Annotated in this window: 13 protein-coding genes; all 13 read left to right on the top strand. The window is 64.9% G+C overall.

The window, feature by feature from the left end:
* Positions 1-3: 3 nt before the first annotated feature.
* Positions 4-1,578: an apolipoprotein N-acyltransferase gene (gene lnt / locus DBZ32_RS12350; protein WP_119167443.1), complete on the top strand. Its 1,575-nt coding sequence runs from the start codon at positions 4-6 to the stop codon at positions 1,576-1,578.
* A 348-nt stretch (positions 1,579-1,926) separates the two neighbouring features.
* Positions 1,927-2,400, top strand: coding sequence for a helix-turn-helix domain-containing protein (locus tag DBZ32_RS12345; RefSeq protein ID WP_119167442.1), 474 nt, complete (start codon positions 1,927-1,929; stop codon positions 2,398-2,400).
* 256 nt (positions 2,401-2,656) lie between these two features.
* Positions 2,657-3,832: a methionine adenosyltransferase gene (gene metK, locus DBZ32_RS12340; RefSeq protein WP_119167441.1), complete on the top strand. Its 1,176-nt coding sequence runs from the start codon at positions 2,657-2,659 to the stop codon at positions 3,830-3,832.
* Between the two features lie 98 nt (positions 3,833-3,930).
* Positions 3,931-4,623: a tRNA (guanine(46)-N(7))-methyltransferase TrmB gene (trmB, locus tag DBZ32_RS12335; RefSeq protein WP_119167440.1), complete on the top strand. Its 693-nt coding sequence runs from the start codon at positions 3,931-3,933 to the stop codon at positions 4,621-4,623.
* Positions 4,624-4,797: 174 nt separating this feature from the next.
* The gene (gene rimP / locus DBZ32_RS12330) at positions 4,798-5,388 is read left to right on the top strand and encodes a ribosome maturation factor RimP (protein WP_119167439.1); all 591 of its coding nucleotides are present in this window, start codon (positions 4,798-4,800) and stop codon (positions 5,386-5,388) included.
* Between the two features lie 19 nt (positions 5,389-5,407).
* A complete protein-coding gene (nusA, locus tag DBZ32_RS12325; protein WP_119167438.1) occupies positions 5,408-7,033 on the top strand; it encodes a transcription termination factor NusA in 1,626 nt (541 codons plus the stop codon).
* 19 nt (positions 7,034-7,052) lie between these two features.
* On the top strand, positions 7,053-7,772 hold the full coding sequence (locus tag DBZ32_RS12320; RefSeq protein ID WP_119167437.1) for an RNA-binding protein: 720 nt from the start codon (positions 7,053-7,055) through the stop codon (positions 7,770-7,772).
* 12 nt (positions 7,773-7,784) lie between these two features.
* Positions 7,785-10,421: a translation initiation factor IF-2 gene (gene infB, locus DBZ32_RS12315; protein WP_119167436.1), complete on the top strand. Its 2,637-nt coding sequence runs from the start codon at positions 7,785-7,787 to the stop codon at positions 10,419-10,421.
* Between the two features lie 51 nt (positions 10,422-10,472).
* On the top strand, positions 10,473-10,898 hold the full coding sequence (rbfA, locus tag DBZ32_RS12310; protein WP_119167435.1) for a 30S ribosome-binding factor RbfA: 426 nt from the start codon (positions 10,473-10,475) through the stop codon (positions 10,896-10,898).
* Positions 10,882-11,808, top strand: a complete 927-nt coding sequence (truB, locus tag DBZ32_RS12305; RefSeq protein ID WP_119167434.1) for a tRNA pseudouridine(55) synthase TruB — start codon at positions 10,882-10,884, stop codon at positions 11,806-11,808. The genes rbfA and truB overlap by 17 nt, the downstream gene beginning before the upstream one ends.
* A 21-nt stretch (positions 11,809-11,829) precedes the next feature.
* Complete coding sequence (gene rpsO / locus DBZ32_RS12300) at positions 11,830-12,099, top strand: 30S ribosomal protein S15 (RefSeq protein WP_119167433.1); 270 nt, start codon at positions 11,830-11,832, stop codon at positions 12,097-12,099.
* A 242-nt stretch (positions 12,100-12,341) separates the two neighbouring features.
* A complete protein-coding gene (gene pnp / locus DBZ32_RS12295) occupies positions 12,342-14,489 on the top strand; it encodes a polyribonucleotide nucleotidyltransferase (protein WP_235830171.1) in 2,148 nt (715 codons plus the stop codon).
* 314 nt (positions 14,490-14,803) lie between these two features.
* Positions 14,804-15,658, top strand: coding sequence for a DMT family transporter (locus DBZ32_RS12290; protein ID WP_119167432.1), 855 nt, complete (start codon positions 14,804-14,806; stop codon positions 15,656-15,658).
* Positions 15,659-15,707: the final 49 nt, after the last annotated feature.

Genomic DNA, 15,707 nt, shown 5'->3' with positions numbered 1-15,707 from the left:
GCGATGCTGTCTGCCTTGGCGGCACGTCTGTCGCATCTGAAGGGGCGACGACGACTGGCGCTCGGCGTGCTGCTCGGCGTTGTGGCGGCGGGCGCCTTGCCGCCGCTCTACCTGGTGCCGCTCTTGATCCCGGCCTTCGTCGGCCTGGTCTGGCTGATGGATGGCGCCACCACGCGTTCCGCCGCCTTCGGCCTCGGCTGGGCCTTCGGGGCCGGCTATTTCCTGGCCGGCCTCTACTGGGTCGGCATCGCCATGACGGTCGATTTCGCGGCCTTCTGGTGGTTTCTGCCGATCGCCGTGGGCGGCTTGTCTGTCGGACTTGCGATCTTCACCGGAGGTGCCACCCTGGCGGCCTGGTCGCTGGGCTGGCACGGACCCGGCCGTATCTTTCTCCTGACGGCAGCCTGGCTTACGGCCGAGTGGCTACGTAGCTGGGTTCTGACGGGCTTTCCCTGGAACCTCGTCGGCAGCGTCTGGAGTTTCTCGGACATCATGCTTCAGCCGGCCGCACTCGGTGGCGTCTGGCTGCTTTCGGTCCTGACTCTGCTGGCCGCGACCGCGCCGGCGACACTGATAGATCGCGGAGTCGGATTGCGGCGCTGGGGCGTTACGATCGCCGCCTACGGTCTCTTGCTGCTGGCGGCCGCCGGCGGGTCGCTGCGTTTGGGTTTCGCCCCACCGACGGGCGAGCCGGCGGTGCCGGATCTCCGCCTGCGCATCGTCCAGCCGAACATCGCTCAAGAGACCAAATGGCAGCGCGAGCTGCGTCTGCAGCACCTGCGCGATCAGGCCACCCTTTCCATGTCGCCTGGCTGGGAAGAGATCACTCACGTGATCTGGCCGGAAACGGCGGTGCCTTTCCTGCTCGACCGCGACAGCGACCTGCTCGACGAACTCGGGCAACTGGCGCGACCGGGCACGGTCTTCTTGTTCGGAGCACCCCTTCGCAACAGCGAGGCCGACGACTCCCGGGGACCCGACACCCTTGTCTACAACTCGGTCCTGGCGCTTCAGCAGAACGGAGAGATCGCCGCGCGTTACGACAAGTTCCACCTGGTGCCGTTCGGAGAGTACGTGCCCTTCCGCGGCCTGTTCGGTATGGACAAAATTACCGGCGGGCGCCGGGACTTCACGCCGGGTCCGGGCCTTCGCACGCTGGAGATCCCCGGCCTTCCCGCAGTCGGGCCGCTGGTTTGCTACGAGGTGATCTTTTCCGGCCGCGTCGTTGCCGACATCCGCCCGAACTGGCTGCTGAATCTGACCAATGACGCTTGGTTCGGCACGTCGAGCGGACCGCATCAACACTTCGCAACCGCCCGTCTGCGCGCCGTCGAGGAGGGGCTGCCGCTGGTACGCGCGGCCAACACAGGCATTTCGGCCGTGATCGACCCCTACGGTCGGACCGTGGTCCGGCTCGGCCTCAACAGCAAAGGCGTCATCGACGCGGCCTTGCCCGAGCCTTTGACCGAGACGCCCTACGCAAGTCTTGGGCGCTGGTTTCTCTTACCGATAATCCTGTTGCTTCTGATCGCGGGTCTTCTGCTTGGCCGCCCCAAAAAGGCGCCCCCCGCAGACTAAATTCGGTCGGTTATTTTCGGTCAATTACATCGAATTCTACAATAATTCAATCCGATAAGCGTAAAGATTAGCCCGACCTTGGCTGTACAACGTTGCCTCGGCTGATATAACGCGATGATGGTGCCGCAGTGTCAGGCGCTCTCACATATATGTCAGAGTGAATTCACGCAAAGCAGGTGTTCCAATGCTTGTACTTCTAAATAACGCAACAAAGTACTAGCGTAACGAAAAGTGTTCTTTTCCCAGTTTCGCTCCGAAGTGGTATCAAAATTAGATAGTTGACGGCATACATAAGTGTGACTAGGCCTTGGATATCGGTAACGTTCAGCGACAGGGGCATATGCGGGGATGACTACGCAACGTCCGAGAGGGCGAGGAGGCGACGGGCCTAATCCAGTGGATGTGCACGTTGGCCAAAGAGTACGGCAACGCCGCACTCTTTTGGGAATGAGCCAAGAGAAGCTCGGCGAGGCCATCGGCCTGACCTTCCAGCAAGTACAGAAGTATGAAAGAGGCGCCAATCGGGTGAGCGCAAGCCGGCTCTATGATTTGGCGCGCGTGCTCGACACCGACATCAATTTCTTCTTCGAGGAAATGCACGACGAGGTGGCGGTGCGCTCGCCGGGTCAACTGCGCGGCCTGGCCGAACAGCCCGAGCCCTACGAAGCCGAGCCCGATCCTATGGCCAAGCGCGAGACCCTGGAACTGGTGCGCGCCTACTACCGAATCCACGACCCTCAAGTGCGTAAGCGGCTGTTCGAGATGACGAAGGCTCTAGCGGCGCGCAGCGACGAAGTCATCGGACGCGATCCGGAGGAGTGATCGGCCAGAAAAGGTCACACCGCTGCCCACCGCTGTCTCCATGTAAATGCGCAGGATGTCCCATTACGGGCTTGCACCTCCGACCTCCTCTTTGCAAAGTGGCGGCGCTCTGAGCTGCACCGGATTACTATCCGCTATTCGCACAGTGAGCCGCCCGGTGCCACGACACCGTGGCGCCCAGAATAGAGGCCTCGGCGCTTCATCGTAGACATCTAGAAGTCCCGAAATCCGGGTCTAGCGAGCGGAGGAATAAGACGTGCGTGCCGGCAACTTCCTGTTCACAAGCGAATCCGTATCGGAAGGGCACCCAGACAAAGTCTGTGATCGCATCTCCGACGCTATCGTCGATACCTTCCTGACCCACGACCCGCTGTCGCGCGTCGCCGTTGAAACCATGACAACGACGAACCGAGTTGTCTTGGCCGGCGAAGTCCGCGGGCCGAATCAGGTCAGCAAGGAAATGCTGGAAGACGTGGCGCGCCACGCCGTGCGGGACATCGGCTACGAACAAGAGGGCTTTCACTGGAAGAACCTGACCCTCGAGAACTACATTCATCAGCAGTCAGCCGACATCGCCATGGGTGTCGACGCCGCCGGCAACAAGGACGAGGGCGCGGGCGACCAGGGGATCATGTTCGGATTTGCCTGCGACGAGACCGAAGATCTCATGCCGGCACCGATCTACTACAGCCACAGTATCCTGAAGTCGCTGGCCGAAGCGCGTCACTCAGGCGCCGAGCCCGGCCTTGGGCCGGATGCCAAGAGCCAGGTCACGCTAGCTTACGAGGACGGCAAGCCGGTGCGCGCCACCTCGATCGTGGTTTCGACCCAGCATCGCGGCGATCTGAACCAGGATGACGTTCGCGAGATCGTGCGCCCGCACGTGGTCAATGTGCTGCCCGACGGCTGGATGTGTCCGGAGGACAGCCTCTACGTGAACCCCACCGGCCGCTTTGTGATCGGCGGCCCGGACGGCGACGCCGGCCTCACCGGCCGCAAGATCATCGTCGATACCTACGGCGGCGCCGCCCCTCACGGCGGCGGAGCTTTCTCAGGCAAGGACCCGACGAAGGTCGACCGCTCGGCCGCCTACGCAGCGCGCTACCTGGCCAAGAACGTCGTCGCTGCCGGGCTGGCCCAGCGCTGTATTCTGCAGCTTTCCTATGCGATCGGCGTGTCGAAGCCTCTCAGCGTCTACGTCGACACCCAAGGCACCGGAAAGGTCTCCGAGGACGAGATTGTTGAGGTTCTCTGCCAGTTGGTCGAGCTTTCGCCGCGCGGGATCCGTGAGCATCTCCACCTCAACCGGCCGGTCTACGCACGCACCGCGGCCTACGGGCACTTCGGACGCAAGCCGGACACCGACGGGGGCTTTTCCTGGGAACGCACCGATCTGGTCGATGCGCTGAAAACCCGCTTCGGCGCGGCCTGAACCCCGCTCGAGCAGACGAAATCAGGAGCGCCGGGAGCCCGGTCAAGAGGCCGGCGGAGCCGCGGCCCTGGACCTGAACATCCTAAGACGTACGCACCATGCTTCACGCGAAGCTTCACGGACGCCGCAAAGGCCGGCCTTTACGGGCCGGCCTGCAGCGGCTGATGCAGGACGTCTTGCCGCAGTTCGCCCTGGAACTGCCGGAAGCGCCGACGCTGGACCCGAAAACGCAGTTCGATCCGCCGCCATCGGCGGTCTGGCTCGAAATCGGCTTCGGCGGCGGTGAGCATCTGGCCCGCCAGGCTTCGGAGAGTCCGGACGTCGGCCTGATCGGCTGTGAAGTGTTCGAGAATGGCGTCGCCACCCTATTGCGCGCCGTCGAGAGCGAAGCTCTCAGGAACGTGCGCATCTTTACCGCCGATGCTCGCCTGCTGCTCCAACGTCTGCCGGCCCGCAGCCTGGCGCGCGCGTTCCTGCTGTTTCCCGACCCTTGGCCGAAGCGCCGCCACGCCGCCAGGCGCTTTCTTCAGCCTGAAACTCTGGACCTGCTGTCGCACGCCCTGAGCGACGACGCGGAATTTCGGGCCGCCAGCGACGACCCGAAGATGCAGGCCTGGATGCTGAGCCGTTTGCTGGAGCGCCCGGAGTTCATTTGGACCGCCACTAGCGCCGAAGACGCCTGCAGGCGCCCGGACGATTGGTCGCCGACCAGGTACGAGGCCAAAGCCGTCGCGGCCGGTCGCACGCCGATCTATCTGAGCTTCCGTAGGCGGCCCCGTTCGGGGACCTAGCGGAGAGAAAGCTCGCTTGCGCCTTGAAACGGCGACCGCTCCGGGATTATCTTCGCGGTTGCCATAGAGAAGGCTCTCTGTTTGAGTCGGCTCACTCGATATGGTGGGCTCCGGCCCGCCATTTTTTATTGCTAGGGACTGGCGGGCCGGCGTTGCGAGGAGGTGGCCGCGACGATGAAGCGTTCGGCCCGCAGGCGAGACAATCGGGAGACCAAGGGCGCGCGTGTCGCGGAGCGCTCGACCGGCGGCGAAACCGGCGGTATCGATGCAGCTCAGTCGGCGATCGTGTCGGATCTGATTACGCCGGCGTTGGAGGATCTCGGCTTCCATGTCGTTCGCGTGCAGCTTTCGGGCGGTCGCGGCTTCAAGCTGACGCTCCAGGTTCTGGCGGAGCGGCCGGACGGCAGCATGACTGTTGCGGACTGTGCGCAAGCCAGCCGCACCGTTTCAGCGCTGCTCGACGTAGAAGACCCGATCGGGAAAGCCTACCTCCTGGAGGTGGCCTCGCCGGGGATCGACCGGCCGCTGACGCGGCTGAAGGACTTCTCCCGTTGGGCCGGTTTCGAGGCTCGCGTGGAACTGGTGGCCCTCCACGAAGGCCAGCGCCGCTTCAGCGGGCCGCTGATCGGCGTAGAGGGGCAGGACGTGGTGATCGATACGCAGGAGGGGCGCAAGCACTTGCCCTTCGCTGGGATCGCCAAAGCGAAGTTGATCATGACCGAGGCGTTGCTGAAGAGGACGGCGCCGAGCCGGTCGGAGACCTAGGGACGGACGACGAAAAGCGATGGACACTACGCCGACCTATCGCACCGAACTGCTGCAAGTGGCCGAAGCGGTTGCGCGCGAAAAAGGCATCGAGCCCGATGAGGTGATCGTCGCCATGGAGCAGGCGATCCAGAAAGCGGGCCGGGCCAAGTACGGCCACGAGCACGATATCAGGGCCGAGATGGATCGCCGCACCGGCGAGATAAAACTGCGGCGCTACCTGACGGTGGCCGATCCGGTGGAGAACGAATTCACCGAGATCACACCCGCCAACGCCAAGCTGCGCGAACCGGAAGCCGAACTGGGCGACGAGCTGATCGACGAGCTGCCGCCGATCGACCTCGGGCGGATCGCCGCGCAGACGGCCAAGCAGGTCATCGTGCAACGCGTCCGCGACGCCGAACGCGGCCGTCAGTACGAGGAATACAAGGACCGCATCGGCGAGATCGTCAACGGCATCGTCAAACGCAACGAGTTCGGCAACGTTACAGTCGACTTGGGCCGTGCCGAGGGCTTGATGCGGCGCGACGAAACTCTGCCGCGCGAGTCCGTCCGCACCGGCGACCGAGTCCGTGCCTATATCTACGATGTACGCAGCGAGCCGCGCGGTCCGCAGATCTTCGTTTCGCGCACCCGCGGCGATTTCATGAAAAAGCTCTTCGCCCAAGAGGTCCCCGAGATCTACGACGGCGTGATCGAGATCAAGGCGGTTGCCCGGGACCCGGGCAGCCGTGCCAAGATCGCGGTCATCAGCCACGACAACTCGATCGATCCGGTCGGCGCTTGCGTCGGCATGCGCGGCAGCCGCGTGCAAGCGGTGGTCGCCGAGCTGCAGGGCGAGAAGATCGACATCATTCCCTGGTCGCCCGAGCCGGCAACCTTCGTGGTCAACGCCTTGGCGCCGGCCGAAGTCACCAAGGTGGTACTCGACGAGGAGCAGGGCCGCATCGAAGTCGTGGTTCCCGACGAACAGCTGTCGCTGGCCATCGGCCGGCGTGGCCAGAACGTCCGCCTGGCTTCGCAACTGACCGGCTGGGATATCGATATCCTGACCGAGGAGGAAGAAAGCGCGCGCCGCCAGCAGGAGTTCCACAACCGCTCGCAGCTCTTCATCGAGGCACTGGATGTCGACGACGTCATCGCTCACCTTCTGGTCGCCGAAGGCTTCACCTCGGTCGAGCAGATCGCCTATGTGCCGATCGAAGATCTCATCGACATCGAAGGCTTCGACGAGGAAGTGGCGGAGGAGCTGCGCGCGCGCGCCGAAACCTGGCTGGAAGAGCAGGAACGCCAGCTCGACGCGAAGCGCGCGGAGATGGGGGTCAGCGACGAGATTGCCGCCATCGAGGGTCTGACCGCGTCCATGCTGGTCAAGCTCGGTGAGCCGCCCGCACCCTACGAAGCGGTCAAGACGCTTGACGACCTTGGCGATCTCGCCAGCGACGAGTTGATCGAAATCCTGGGCGACGAGGCCCCGAGCGAGGAGGAGGCCAACGCCATCATCATGGCCGCGCGCGCTCACTGGTTTGGAGACGAAGCCCCGGCCGGACAAGATGGAGAGGCCAAGGACTCTGCCGAAGACTCCGCGGCGGAGGTCGACGGTCAGGACAGCGAAGATCCGGCGCAGCCGGGACCCCAGGTCTAAGGGAGCAGACTGAGACCGCATGCAGGTAACGACTCCCCCGCAGCAGGACGAGCGTTCGGAGATCCGACGCGGCGACGGCGCGCCTGGCCGGAAGACGGCTGGGCCCCAGCGGCGCTGTCTGGTCACCCGCGCCAGCCGTCTAAAGGGCGGTTTGCTGCGGTTTGTCGTCTCACCCGAAGGCATGCTGGTGCCGGATCTGAGTGAAAAGCTGCCTGGCCGGGGGCTTTATGTCACACCGGATCGGGCGCTTCTGGAGACCGCGATCGCCAAGAAGCTCTTCGCCAAGGCGGCACGGCAGACGGTCGAAGTACCTGAGGATCTGCCGGCACGAGTCGATGAACTGCTGCGGCGACGCGCCTTGGATCTAATCGGCTTCGCCAAGCGCGCGGGCCAAGCGGTCGCGGGGTTCGACCGGGTGAAAAGCTGGATCGAACAGGGTCGTGCGGCGCTTGTCGTACAGGCTGCCGACGGCTCGGAAGGCAGCCGGCAGCGGCTGGCAGGGATCGCCGCGGCGGTCGGTGAGACCCTGCCGGAGTCGGCCGGCCATCACCCGAAACTGGTGGAAATGTTCGGTCAGGCGGAGCTTGGGGCAGCTTTCGGCCGGACGACCGCGGTGCATGTGGCGATCGCACCCGGCGGACTGGCCAAGCAATTAACTTCGACGACGGAACAGATCTTGAGTTATGAAACGGCTGCAGCCGCGCAAAAGGCGGCGGCCAGTGAACGCAAGACGCGTTAGACTAGAGAGACCATGACAACGACCAAAGAAGAGAAGACGTCCGGGGAAAAGAAGCCGCTCACGCTTGGGCGGTCGAAAAAACTCGAACTGAAGAAGACGGTCGAGACGGGTCAGGTCCGCCAGTCCTTCAGCCACGGCCGCACCAAAACGGTGCAGGTCGAGGTCAAGCGCAAGCGCACCTATCGCGCCGGCGAAGGCGGAAAGATGGCGGAGGTTCGCCCTGGCGGTTCCGAAGCCGAAGCAGAGGCCGAAACCACCTTTGCAAGTGGCGGTGCGAGTAGCCCGGCACCGGTCGCAGTTCCGCCGCCGCCGCTCGAAGACCTCTCGAACCTGACACCGGCGGAACGGGAAGCGCGGCAACGCGCCATCGAGCAGGCGCATGTCGATCGCGAGCGCCGCGCCCAGGAGGAAGAGGAGCGCAAGCAGCGCGAAGCCGTCGAGGCGGAGCGCCGCGCCCGCGAGGAAGCCGAACGTCAGGCCCTCGAGGCGGAAGAGGCGAAGCGGACCGCCGAGGAAGAAGCCACGCGCGCCGCCGCGAGCCCCACAGCCGCGGCGCCGGCCGCGGAGAGCGCACCGGAACAGGCCGTACCGACACCCGAGGAGATTGCCGCCAAACAGGCCCAGGCTCCGAAGGAAGGCGCAGCCGCACCGAAGCGCAAGCCGGCCGAGGAAGCCGAAAGCGCGGAAAACAAGAAGCGCAGCAAAGCCAAGCCGGTTCCGGCGCCCACCGCCAAGAAAGGCGAACCTCGGCGGCGCCAGGGAAAGCTCACCATCAGCCAGGCGCTGGAGGACGACAGCGAGGAGCGGGTGCGCTCTCTAGCTGCGCTGAAGCGCCAGCGCGAGCGCGAGAAACAGAAGTCGCGCGAAGCGCTTCAGAAGGGCGCAAAGGTTTTGCGCGAAGTGACCGTGCCCGAGGCCATCACGGTGCAGGAGCTGGCCAACCGCATGGCGGAACGTGGCGGCGAGGTGGTCAAGGCCTTGTTCAAGATGGGCGTCATGGCGACCATCACGCAGACGATCGACGCCGATACCGCCGAGCTTGTGGTGGAGGAGTTTGGCCACAAGGCCAAACGTGTGTCCGCCGACGATATCGAGATCGGTCTGCGGGCACCCGACGGCGATGAAGGTGGGGCCGTGTCGGGGCGCCCCCCGGTCATTACGATCATGGGCCACGTCGACCACGGCAAGACCAGCTTGCTGGACGCCCTGCGTAAGACCGACGTGGCGTCGCACGAGGCCGGCGGCATCACCCAGCACATTGGCGCCTACCAGATCGTCACGCCGGCCGGCAACAAGCTGACCTTCCTGGACACCCCTGGCCACGCCGCCTTCACGGAGATGCGAGCGCGCGGAGCCGACGTGACCGACATCGTGATTCTGGTGGTCGCCGCCGACGACGGCATCATGGCGCAGACCGTCGAGGCCATCAGCCACGCGAAGGCGGCAGAGAAGCCGATCATCGTGGCGATCAACAAGATGGACAAGCCGGACGCCAACCCGGACCGGGTCAAGAACGAGCTGCTGCAGCACGAGTTGGTGCCCGAAGACATGGGCGGCGACATCATCTGCGTACCGGTCTCGGCGACCACCGGTCTGGGACTGGACGATCTGGAAGAGTCGATCGTCCTGCAGGCCGAACTCATGGAGCTGACGGCCAATGCCGACCGGCGGGCCGAGGGCGTGGTCGTCGAAGCCAAACTGGAGCAGGGCCGAGGGTCCGTTGCTACCGTGCTGGTGCGGCGCGGGTCGCTCAAGGTCGGCGACATCTTCGTCGCCGGATCCGAGTCCGGGCGCGTCCGCGCCCTGATCAACGACCGCGGCGAGCAGGTGAAGTCCGCCGGCCCCTCGGAGCCGGTCGAGGTTCTCGGCCTCTCGGGCACCCCGGAGGCCGGCGACGAGTTGATCGTGGTGGAAGACGACGCGCGCGCCCGTGAGGTTGCCGCCTTCCGCCACGAAAAGCGCCGCCAAACGGAGCTCGCATCCCAGGGACGCGGAACGCTCGACCAGATGCTCTCCAAGATCAAGGAGGGCGAGGCCCAAAGCCTGCCAGTGGTCATCAAGACCGACGTGCATGGCTCGCTCGAGGCCATCCTGGGAGCGCTGAACCGCCTGGGGACCGACGAAGTGCGCGTGCAGGTTCTGCACTCGGGCGTCGGCGGTATCAACGAGTCGGACATCACGCTCTCCAGGGCGTCCGAGGCGATCATCCTCGCCTTCAACGTTCGCGCCAATGCCCAGGCGCGGGAGCTGGCGCGACGCGACGGCGTCGATATCCGCTACTACTCGATCATCTACGAGCTGATCGACGACATGAAGCAGGCTCTGTCCGGCATGTTGGCGCCCGAACAGAACGAGCGGTTCCTGGGCTACGCGGAGATCCGGGAGGTCTTCAGCGTCTCGAAGTCCGGCAAGGTCGCGGGCTGTATGATCACGGAAGGGCAGGTCAAGCGCGGTGCACGCGTGCGCTTGCTCCGTGACGACGTGGTCATCCACGACGGCGTGCTGAAGACCCTGCGCCGCTTCAAGGACGAGGTCCGCGAGGTTCAGCAGGGCTACGAGTGCGGCATGGCCTTCGAGAACTATCAGGACATTCAGAAGGGCGATCGCATCGAGTGTTACGAGATCGTCGAGGTGGCGCGCACGCTTTAGCCGGCGTGCCATCGTCCGACGACGCGATGCGGGAGTGAGGATTTCGCAGTCATGAGCCGCGGAGCGGCCAAAGCGCCGAGTCAGCGCCAGTTGCGCGTGGGCGAGCAGATTCGCCACGTTCTGGCGCGCCTGTTGCAGGAGGGACGCACCCACATCGAGGTGCTGGCCCAGCGCGACGTCACAGTTACCGAGGTTCGCGTCAGTCCCGACCTGAAGGTCGCGACGGCGTTCGTCACGCCGCTCGGCGGTCGCGACGTCCCCGGCACCTTGGCCGATCTGCGGACCGCGGCACCGGCGTTGCGCCATGAACTGGCGCGCGAGTTGAACCTGCGCTTCACGCCCCGGTTGACCTTTCAGGCCGACCGGTCGTTCGACGAGGCTGCGAAAATCGACACCTTGCTGCGCAGCGACCGGGTTCGGCGCGATACGGCGGCTCCCGAAGAGCCGGAAGAGGACGACAATGGCGCGGCGTCGTAAGGGCCAGGATCTGCACGGTTGGCTGATCCTCGATAAACCCTCCGACATGACTTCGACCGATGTGCTCAACAGGGCACGCCGTCTGCTTGACGCGCGTAAGGCCGGGCATGGCGGCACTCTGGACCCTCTCGCAACCGGCGTCCTGCCGCTCGCATTCGGCGAAGCCACCAAGACCGTCGCCTGGGCGATGGAAGGCGCCAAGACCTACCGCTTCACCGTGCGCTGGGGCCAGGCGACCGAGACCGACGATGCCGAGGGCGCCGTGGTGGCGGAGAGCAGCGAACGGCCCGAACGCGACGCGATCGAAGCTGCAGCCGCCAAGCTTGTCGGAGAGATTGCGCAGGTGCCGCCGGCCTATTCGGCGATCAAGGTCGAAGGCCAACGGGCCTACGACTTGGCACGCGACGGCGAGGAGGTGAAACTGCGCGCCAGGCCTGTGCGGATCGACCGGCTGGAATTGGTCGCACAAGACGACGTCGACCACGCGACCTTCGATTGTGACTGCGGCAAGGGTGCCTACATGCGCTCCCTCGCGCGCGACCTCGGCACGCTTCTCGGCTGCCATGGTCACATCTCCAAGCTCCGCCGCCTGGCGGTCGGGCCCTTTGCGATTGCCGACGCGATTCCACTGGACTTGCTGGAGCAAAAGACCCAGATTGCGACCGCTGCGGAGCTTCTGCTCCCGGTCAAGACCGCGCTGGACGACATCCCGGCACTGGCCTTGACGGACCAGGAGGCGACCCGGTTGAGGCAGGGGCAGGCGGTTTCAATGCTCGCCCGCTCCAACCTGGACCGGATCCGTGACCTCGAAAACGGTGAGATCCTTTGTGCCATGGCTGGCGATAGGCTTGTGGCAATCGCCCGTTTCGAGGCCGGAGACGTCAAGCCAATCCGGGTTCTGAACCTGTGATGTCGAGAAGTGAAGAGAGACATGTCGATCACTGCTGAGCGCAAGACCGCGCTGATTCAAGAATACGCCCGCGGCGAAGGCGATACCGGCTCTCCAGAGGTGCAGGTCGCGATCCTCACGGAACGCATCAACAACCTCACGGAGCACATGAAGACCCACAAACATGACTTCCACTCCCGCCGCGGCCTGCTGGTCATGGTGGGACAGCGTCGTCGCTTGTTGGATTACCTCAAGAAAAAGAGTCACGGGCGCTACGCCTCCGTGATCCAAAGCCTCGGCTTGCGCCGCTAACGACAAGTCGATCCGCGACGTGACCCGCCCATTCCCCGCCGATCTCAGCCTCCAGCGCCACAGCGCGCCGCGATGCCTGGACCGGCTAAGGAACGGGCGGGTCTTTGCATTGACACGACACCCAGGGATCTCCGCAGCCGGCCGGCCAGCGGGAATCCCGAAACGCCGGGCCGACGTAAGCTGCGTTGCCTGACCCCGCTCAACCGGGGCGGCAACGCGATTTACGCGGGTCCGGTGCCTGCATGAAGGCCGGTCGGACCGAAGAGGACTCCATGTTTACGATCCACAAGAAAGAACTCGACTGGGGTGGCCGCAAGCTGACCCTGGAAACCGGGCGCATCGCCCGCCAAGCCAGTGGCGCCGTTCTGGCGACCTACGGCGAAACCCAGGTGCTCTGCACCGTGGTCGGCACCACCTCCGGGCGGGACGTCGACTTCTTCCCCTTGAGCGTTCACTACCAGGAGAAGACCTCCGCCACCGGCAAGATTCCCGGCGGCTTCTTCAAGCGCGAAGGCCGGCCGACCGAGAAGGAGGTGCTGACCTCCCGCCTGATCGACCGCCCCATTCGCCCGCTCTTCGTCAAGGGTTTCCGGAACGAGACCCAGGTGATCTGCACGGTGTTGAGCCACGATTTGGAGAACGATCCGGACATCGTCGCCCTGGTCGGCACCTCGGCAGCCCTAACCATTTCCGGCCTGCCGTTCCTGGGCCCGATCGGCGGTGCGCGCGTCGGCTATATCGACGGCAAGTACGTGCTCAACCCGTTGCGCGACGAGATGCCGACCTCAGACCTCGACCTGGTCGTCGCCGGAACCCAGGACGGCGTACTGATGGTCGAGTCGGAAGCGCAGGAGCTGACCGAGGAGGTCATGCTGGGCGCCGTCACCTTCGGGCATGAGCAGATGCAGCCTGTCGTTCAGGCGATCATCGACCTGGCCGAGCAGGCCGCCAAGGAGCCCTGGACCCTGACGCCGGAGCCGGAGGCGAAGGCGCCGCTGGCGGCCCGTCTCAAGGAAGCTTTCGGCAGCAAGCTGGCCGAGGCTTACGGGATCGCCGACAAAGCGGAACGGCGCAGCGCCGTCGACTCCGTCAAGGACGAGGCGAAAGCCTCCCTCGGCGACAACGAGGCGGAGCTGGCCGTCTTCGGCGACGTCTTCAAGGCCTTGGAGAGCGATGTGGTGCGCGGCACCATTCTGGATACCGGCAGCCGGATCGACGGCCGCGATACCCGGACGGTGCGTCAGATCGACTGCCAGGTGGGCGTGCTGACCCGCACCCACGGTTCCGCGCTCTTCACGCGCGGAGAAACCCAGGCGCTGGTCACGACCACGCTGGGCACCGGCAGCGACGAACAAATCATCGACGCGCTTGACGGCGAGTACCGCGAGGCCTTCCTGCTGCACTACAACTTCCCGCCCTATTCGGTTGGCGAGGCCGGCCGCATCGGGTCGCCGGGTCGCCGCGAGGTCGGTCACGGCAAGCTGGCCTGGCGGGCCATCCGCCCGGTTCTGCCGAGCCGCGAGGACTTCCCCTATACCCTGCGCGTGATCTCCGAGATCACCGAGTCCAACGGTTCCTCCTCCATGGCGACCGTCTGCGGCACCAGCCTCGCCATGATGGACGCCGGCGTGCCGCTTCCGCGCCCCGTGGCCGGCATCGCCATGGGCCTGATCAAGGAAGGCGAGCGCTTCGCCGTGCTCTCCGACATCCTCGGCGACGAGGATCATCTCGGCGATATGGACTTCAAGGTGGCCGGCACGGAAACCGGGATCACCTCGCTGCAGATGGACATCAAGATCACCTCGATCACCCAGGAGATCATGGAGATCGCCTTGGCTCAGGCCAAGGACGGCCGCCTCCATATTCTGGGCGAGATGGACAAGGCGATCAGCTCCGCCCGCGACGGGGTCTCCGCCCACGCGCCGCGCATCACCACGATCAGCATTCCCCGCGATAAGATCCGCGAAGTGATCGGGACCGGCGGTAAGGTCATCCGCGAGATCTGCGAGACCACCGGCGCCAAGATCGATATCGAAGACGACGGCACCATCAAGGTGGCGGCGGTCGAGGAGAGCGCCATGCAGCAAGCCCTCGACTGGATCGAGTCGATCGTCGCCGAGCCCGAGGTCGGCAAGGTCTACACGGGCAAGGTGGTCAAGATCATGGACTTCGGCGCCTTCGTGAATTTCCTCGGTCCCCGCGACGGCTTGGTGCACATCTCGCAACTCGCGCCGCAGCGGGTGCAGACGGTGACCGAAGTCGTCAAGGAGGGCGACGAAGTGAAGGTGAAGGTTCTCGGCCTGGACGATCGCGGCAAGGTCAAGCTGTCGATGAAGGTCGTCAACCAGGAGACCGGCGAGGACCTGGAGGCCGAGCAGGCCGCCTCCTAAAGCAGATGGCCATCGCCGGGAGACGGTAGGCGGCACGAACGCTGGCTTGCCTGTGATCCGGAGGTAGACCTTTTCGCGGCGGCGGTTCCGGAACGGAGCCGCCGCTGCTGTTTTTTTGCCGCCGTTCTCGTTACCACCGGCGGCTCCTCGTGCAGAGCTGACCTCCACAAGCGCTGCGTGCCTTCGAACCGGCTGCGATCTAGGATACCGTCAGACCGGTGCGCGCGGGAACCTGCTGCACCCGTCTTTTCGCATCCCTGCAACCAGAGTCCGGACCGAGCCGCATCGTGATACCCCGCAGACTCGAGCTGCGCATGACCGCCGGTTCGGCGATGTTGCTCGGGATCGCTCTCATGACCCTGGCCATGTTGACGATTCCCGTCGTCGACGGCCTTGCGAAGTATCTCAGCAGCAGCCAGTCGCCACTCTTCATCGCCTGGGCGCGCTATGCCGCGGCCTGCTTGATCGTCTTGCCGCTGGCGCTGGCGACTCATGGACGGCACGCCCTGCCGCGTAAGGGACTTGGCCCGCATTTCCTGCGGACCGTCTTCCTGATGGCCGCGATGACGCTCTACTTCCTGGCGATCGCGGAGATTCCCCTGGCGACGGCGATCAGCGCCTACTTCGTCGGCCCCATCATCGCCACCCTGCTGGCCATCGTCTTGCTTGGCGAGCGGCTAACGGGCCGCAAGGTGTCTGCACTGCTGCTCGGTTTCGGCGGCGCACTTCTGATCCTGCGGCCGGACGCCGAGCTGGAGCCCGGAGTGCTGCTCGCCATGGGGAGCGGTGCCTGTTTCGCGTTCTACATGATCGCAACGCGCTTAGCCTCGCAGAGCAGCGACCCGATTCAGACTCTGGCGTTCCAATGCCTGGTCGGCGCGGCACTCCTGACACCGCAGGCCATCTGGACCTGGTCGCAGCCGACCACGAACGAACTGCTGCTTTTCCTGATCATGGGCCTGCTGTCGGCGGCCAGCCACATCCTCTCGATTACGGCCTTCCGCTACGCCGATGCCTCGACCCTGGCGCCGCTGGTCTATCTGGAGCTGGTCGCCACCTCGGCCATTGGCTTCTTCGTCTTCGACGAACTGCCCGATCTGCTGGTCTGGATCGGCGCCGGCGTGATTATCTCCGGTGGCTTACTGCTGCTACGCCGGTCCCCGTCCTAGAGGACTGCCAGCCCAACCGGCCGTCTAGAGCATATTGTAATCGTATGGA

Source organism: Algihabitans albus (genome assembly GCF_003572205.1).
Classification (GTDB): Bacteria; Pseudomonadota; Alphaproteobacteria; order Kiloniellales; family DSM-21159; genus Algihabitans; species Algihabitans albus.
The sequence above is the reverse complement of the archived record's forward strand: the minus strand, read 5'-3'. Positions and strand labels throughout refer to the sequence as shown.

Bases quoted from the DNA above. Each gene is read 5' to 3' on its own strand.
- lnt (WP_119167443.1), top strand. From the start codon at position 4: ATGCTGTCTGCCTTGGCGGCACGTCTGTCGCATCTGAAGGGGCGACGA.
- DBZ32_RS12345 (WP_119167442.1), top strand. From the start codon at position 1,927: ATGACTACGCAACGTCCGAGAGGGCGAGGAGGCGACGGGCCTAATCCA.
- trmB (WP_119167440.1), top strand. From the start codon at position 3,931: ATGCTTCACGCGAAGCTTCACGGACGCCGCAAAGGCCGGCCTTTACGG.
- rimP (WP_119167439.1), top strand. From the start codon at position 4,798: ATGAAGCGTTCGGCCCGCAGGCGAGACAATCGGGAGACCAAGGGCGCG.
- nusA (WP_119167438.1), top strand. From the start codon at position 5,408: ATGGACACTACGCCGACCTATCGCACCGAACTGCTGCAAGTGGCCGAA.
- DBZ32_RS12320 (WP_119167437.1), top strand. From the start codon at position 7,053: ATGCAGGTAACGACTCCCCCGCAGCAGGACGAGCGTTCGGAGATCCGA.
- infB (WP_119167436.1), top strand. From the start codon at position 7,785: ATGACAACGACCAAAGAAGAGAAGACGTCCGGGGAAAAGAAGCCGCTC.
- rbfA (WP_119167435.1), top strand. From the start codon at position 10,473: ATGAGCCGCGGAGCGGCCAAAGCGCCGAGTCAGCGCCAGTTGCGCGTG.
- truB (WP_119167434.1), top strand. From the start codon at position 10,882: ATGGCGCGGCGTCGTAAGGGCCAGGATCTGCACGGTTGGCTGATCCTC.
- rpsO (WP_119167433.1), top strand. From the start codon at position 11,830: ATGTCGATCACTGCTGAGCGCAAGACCGCGCTGATTCAAGAATACGCC.
- pnp (WP_235830171.1), top strand. From the start codon at position 12,342: ATGAAGGCCGGTCGGACCGAAGAGGACTCCATGTTTACGATCCACAAG.
- DBZ32_RS12290 (WP_119167432.1), top strand. From the start codon at position 14,804: ATGACCGCCGGTTCGGCGATGTTGCTCGGGATCGCTCTCATGACCCTG.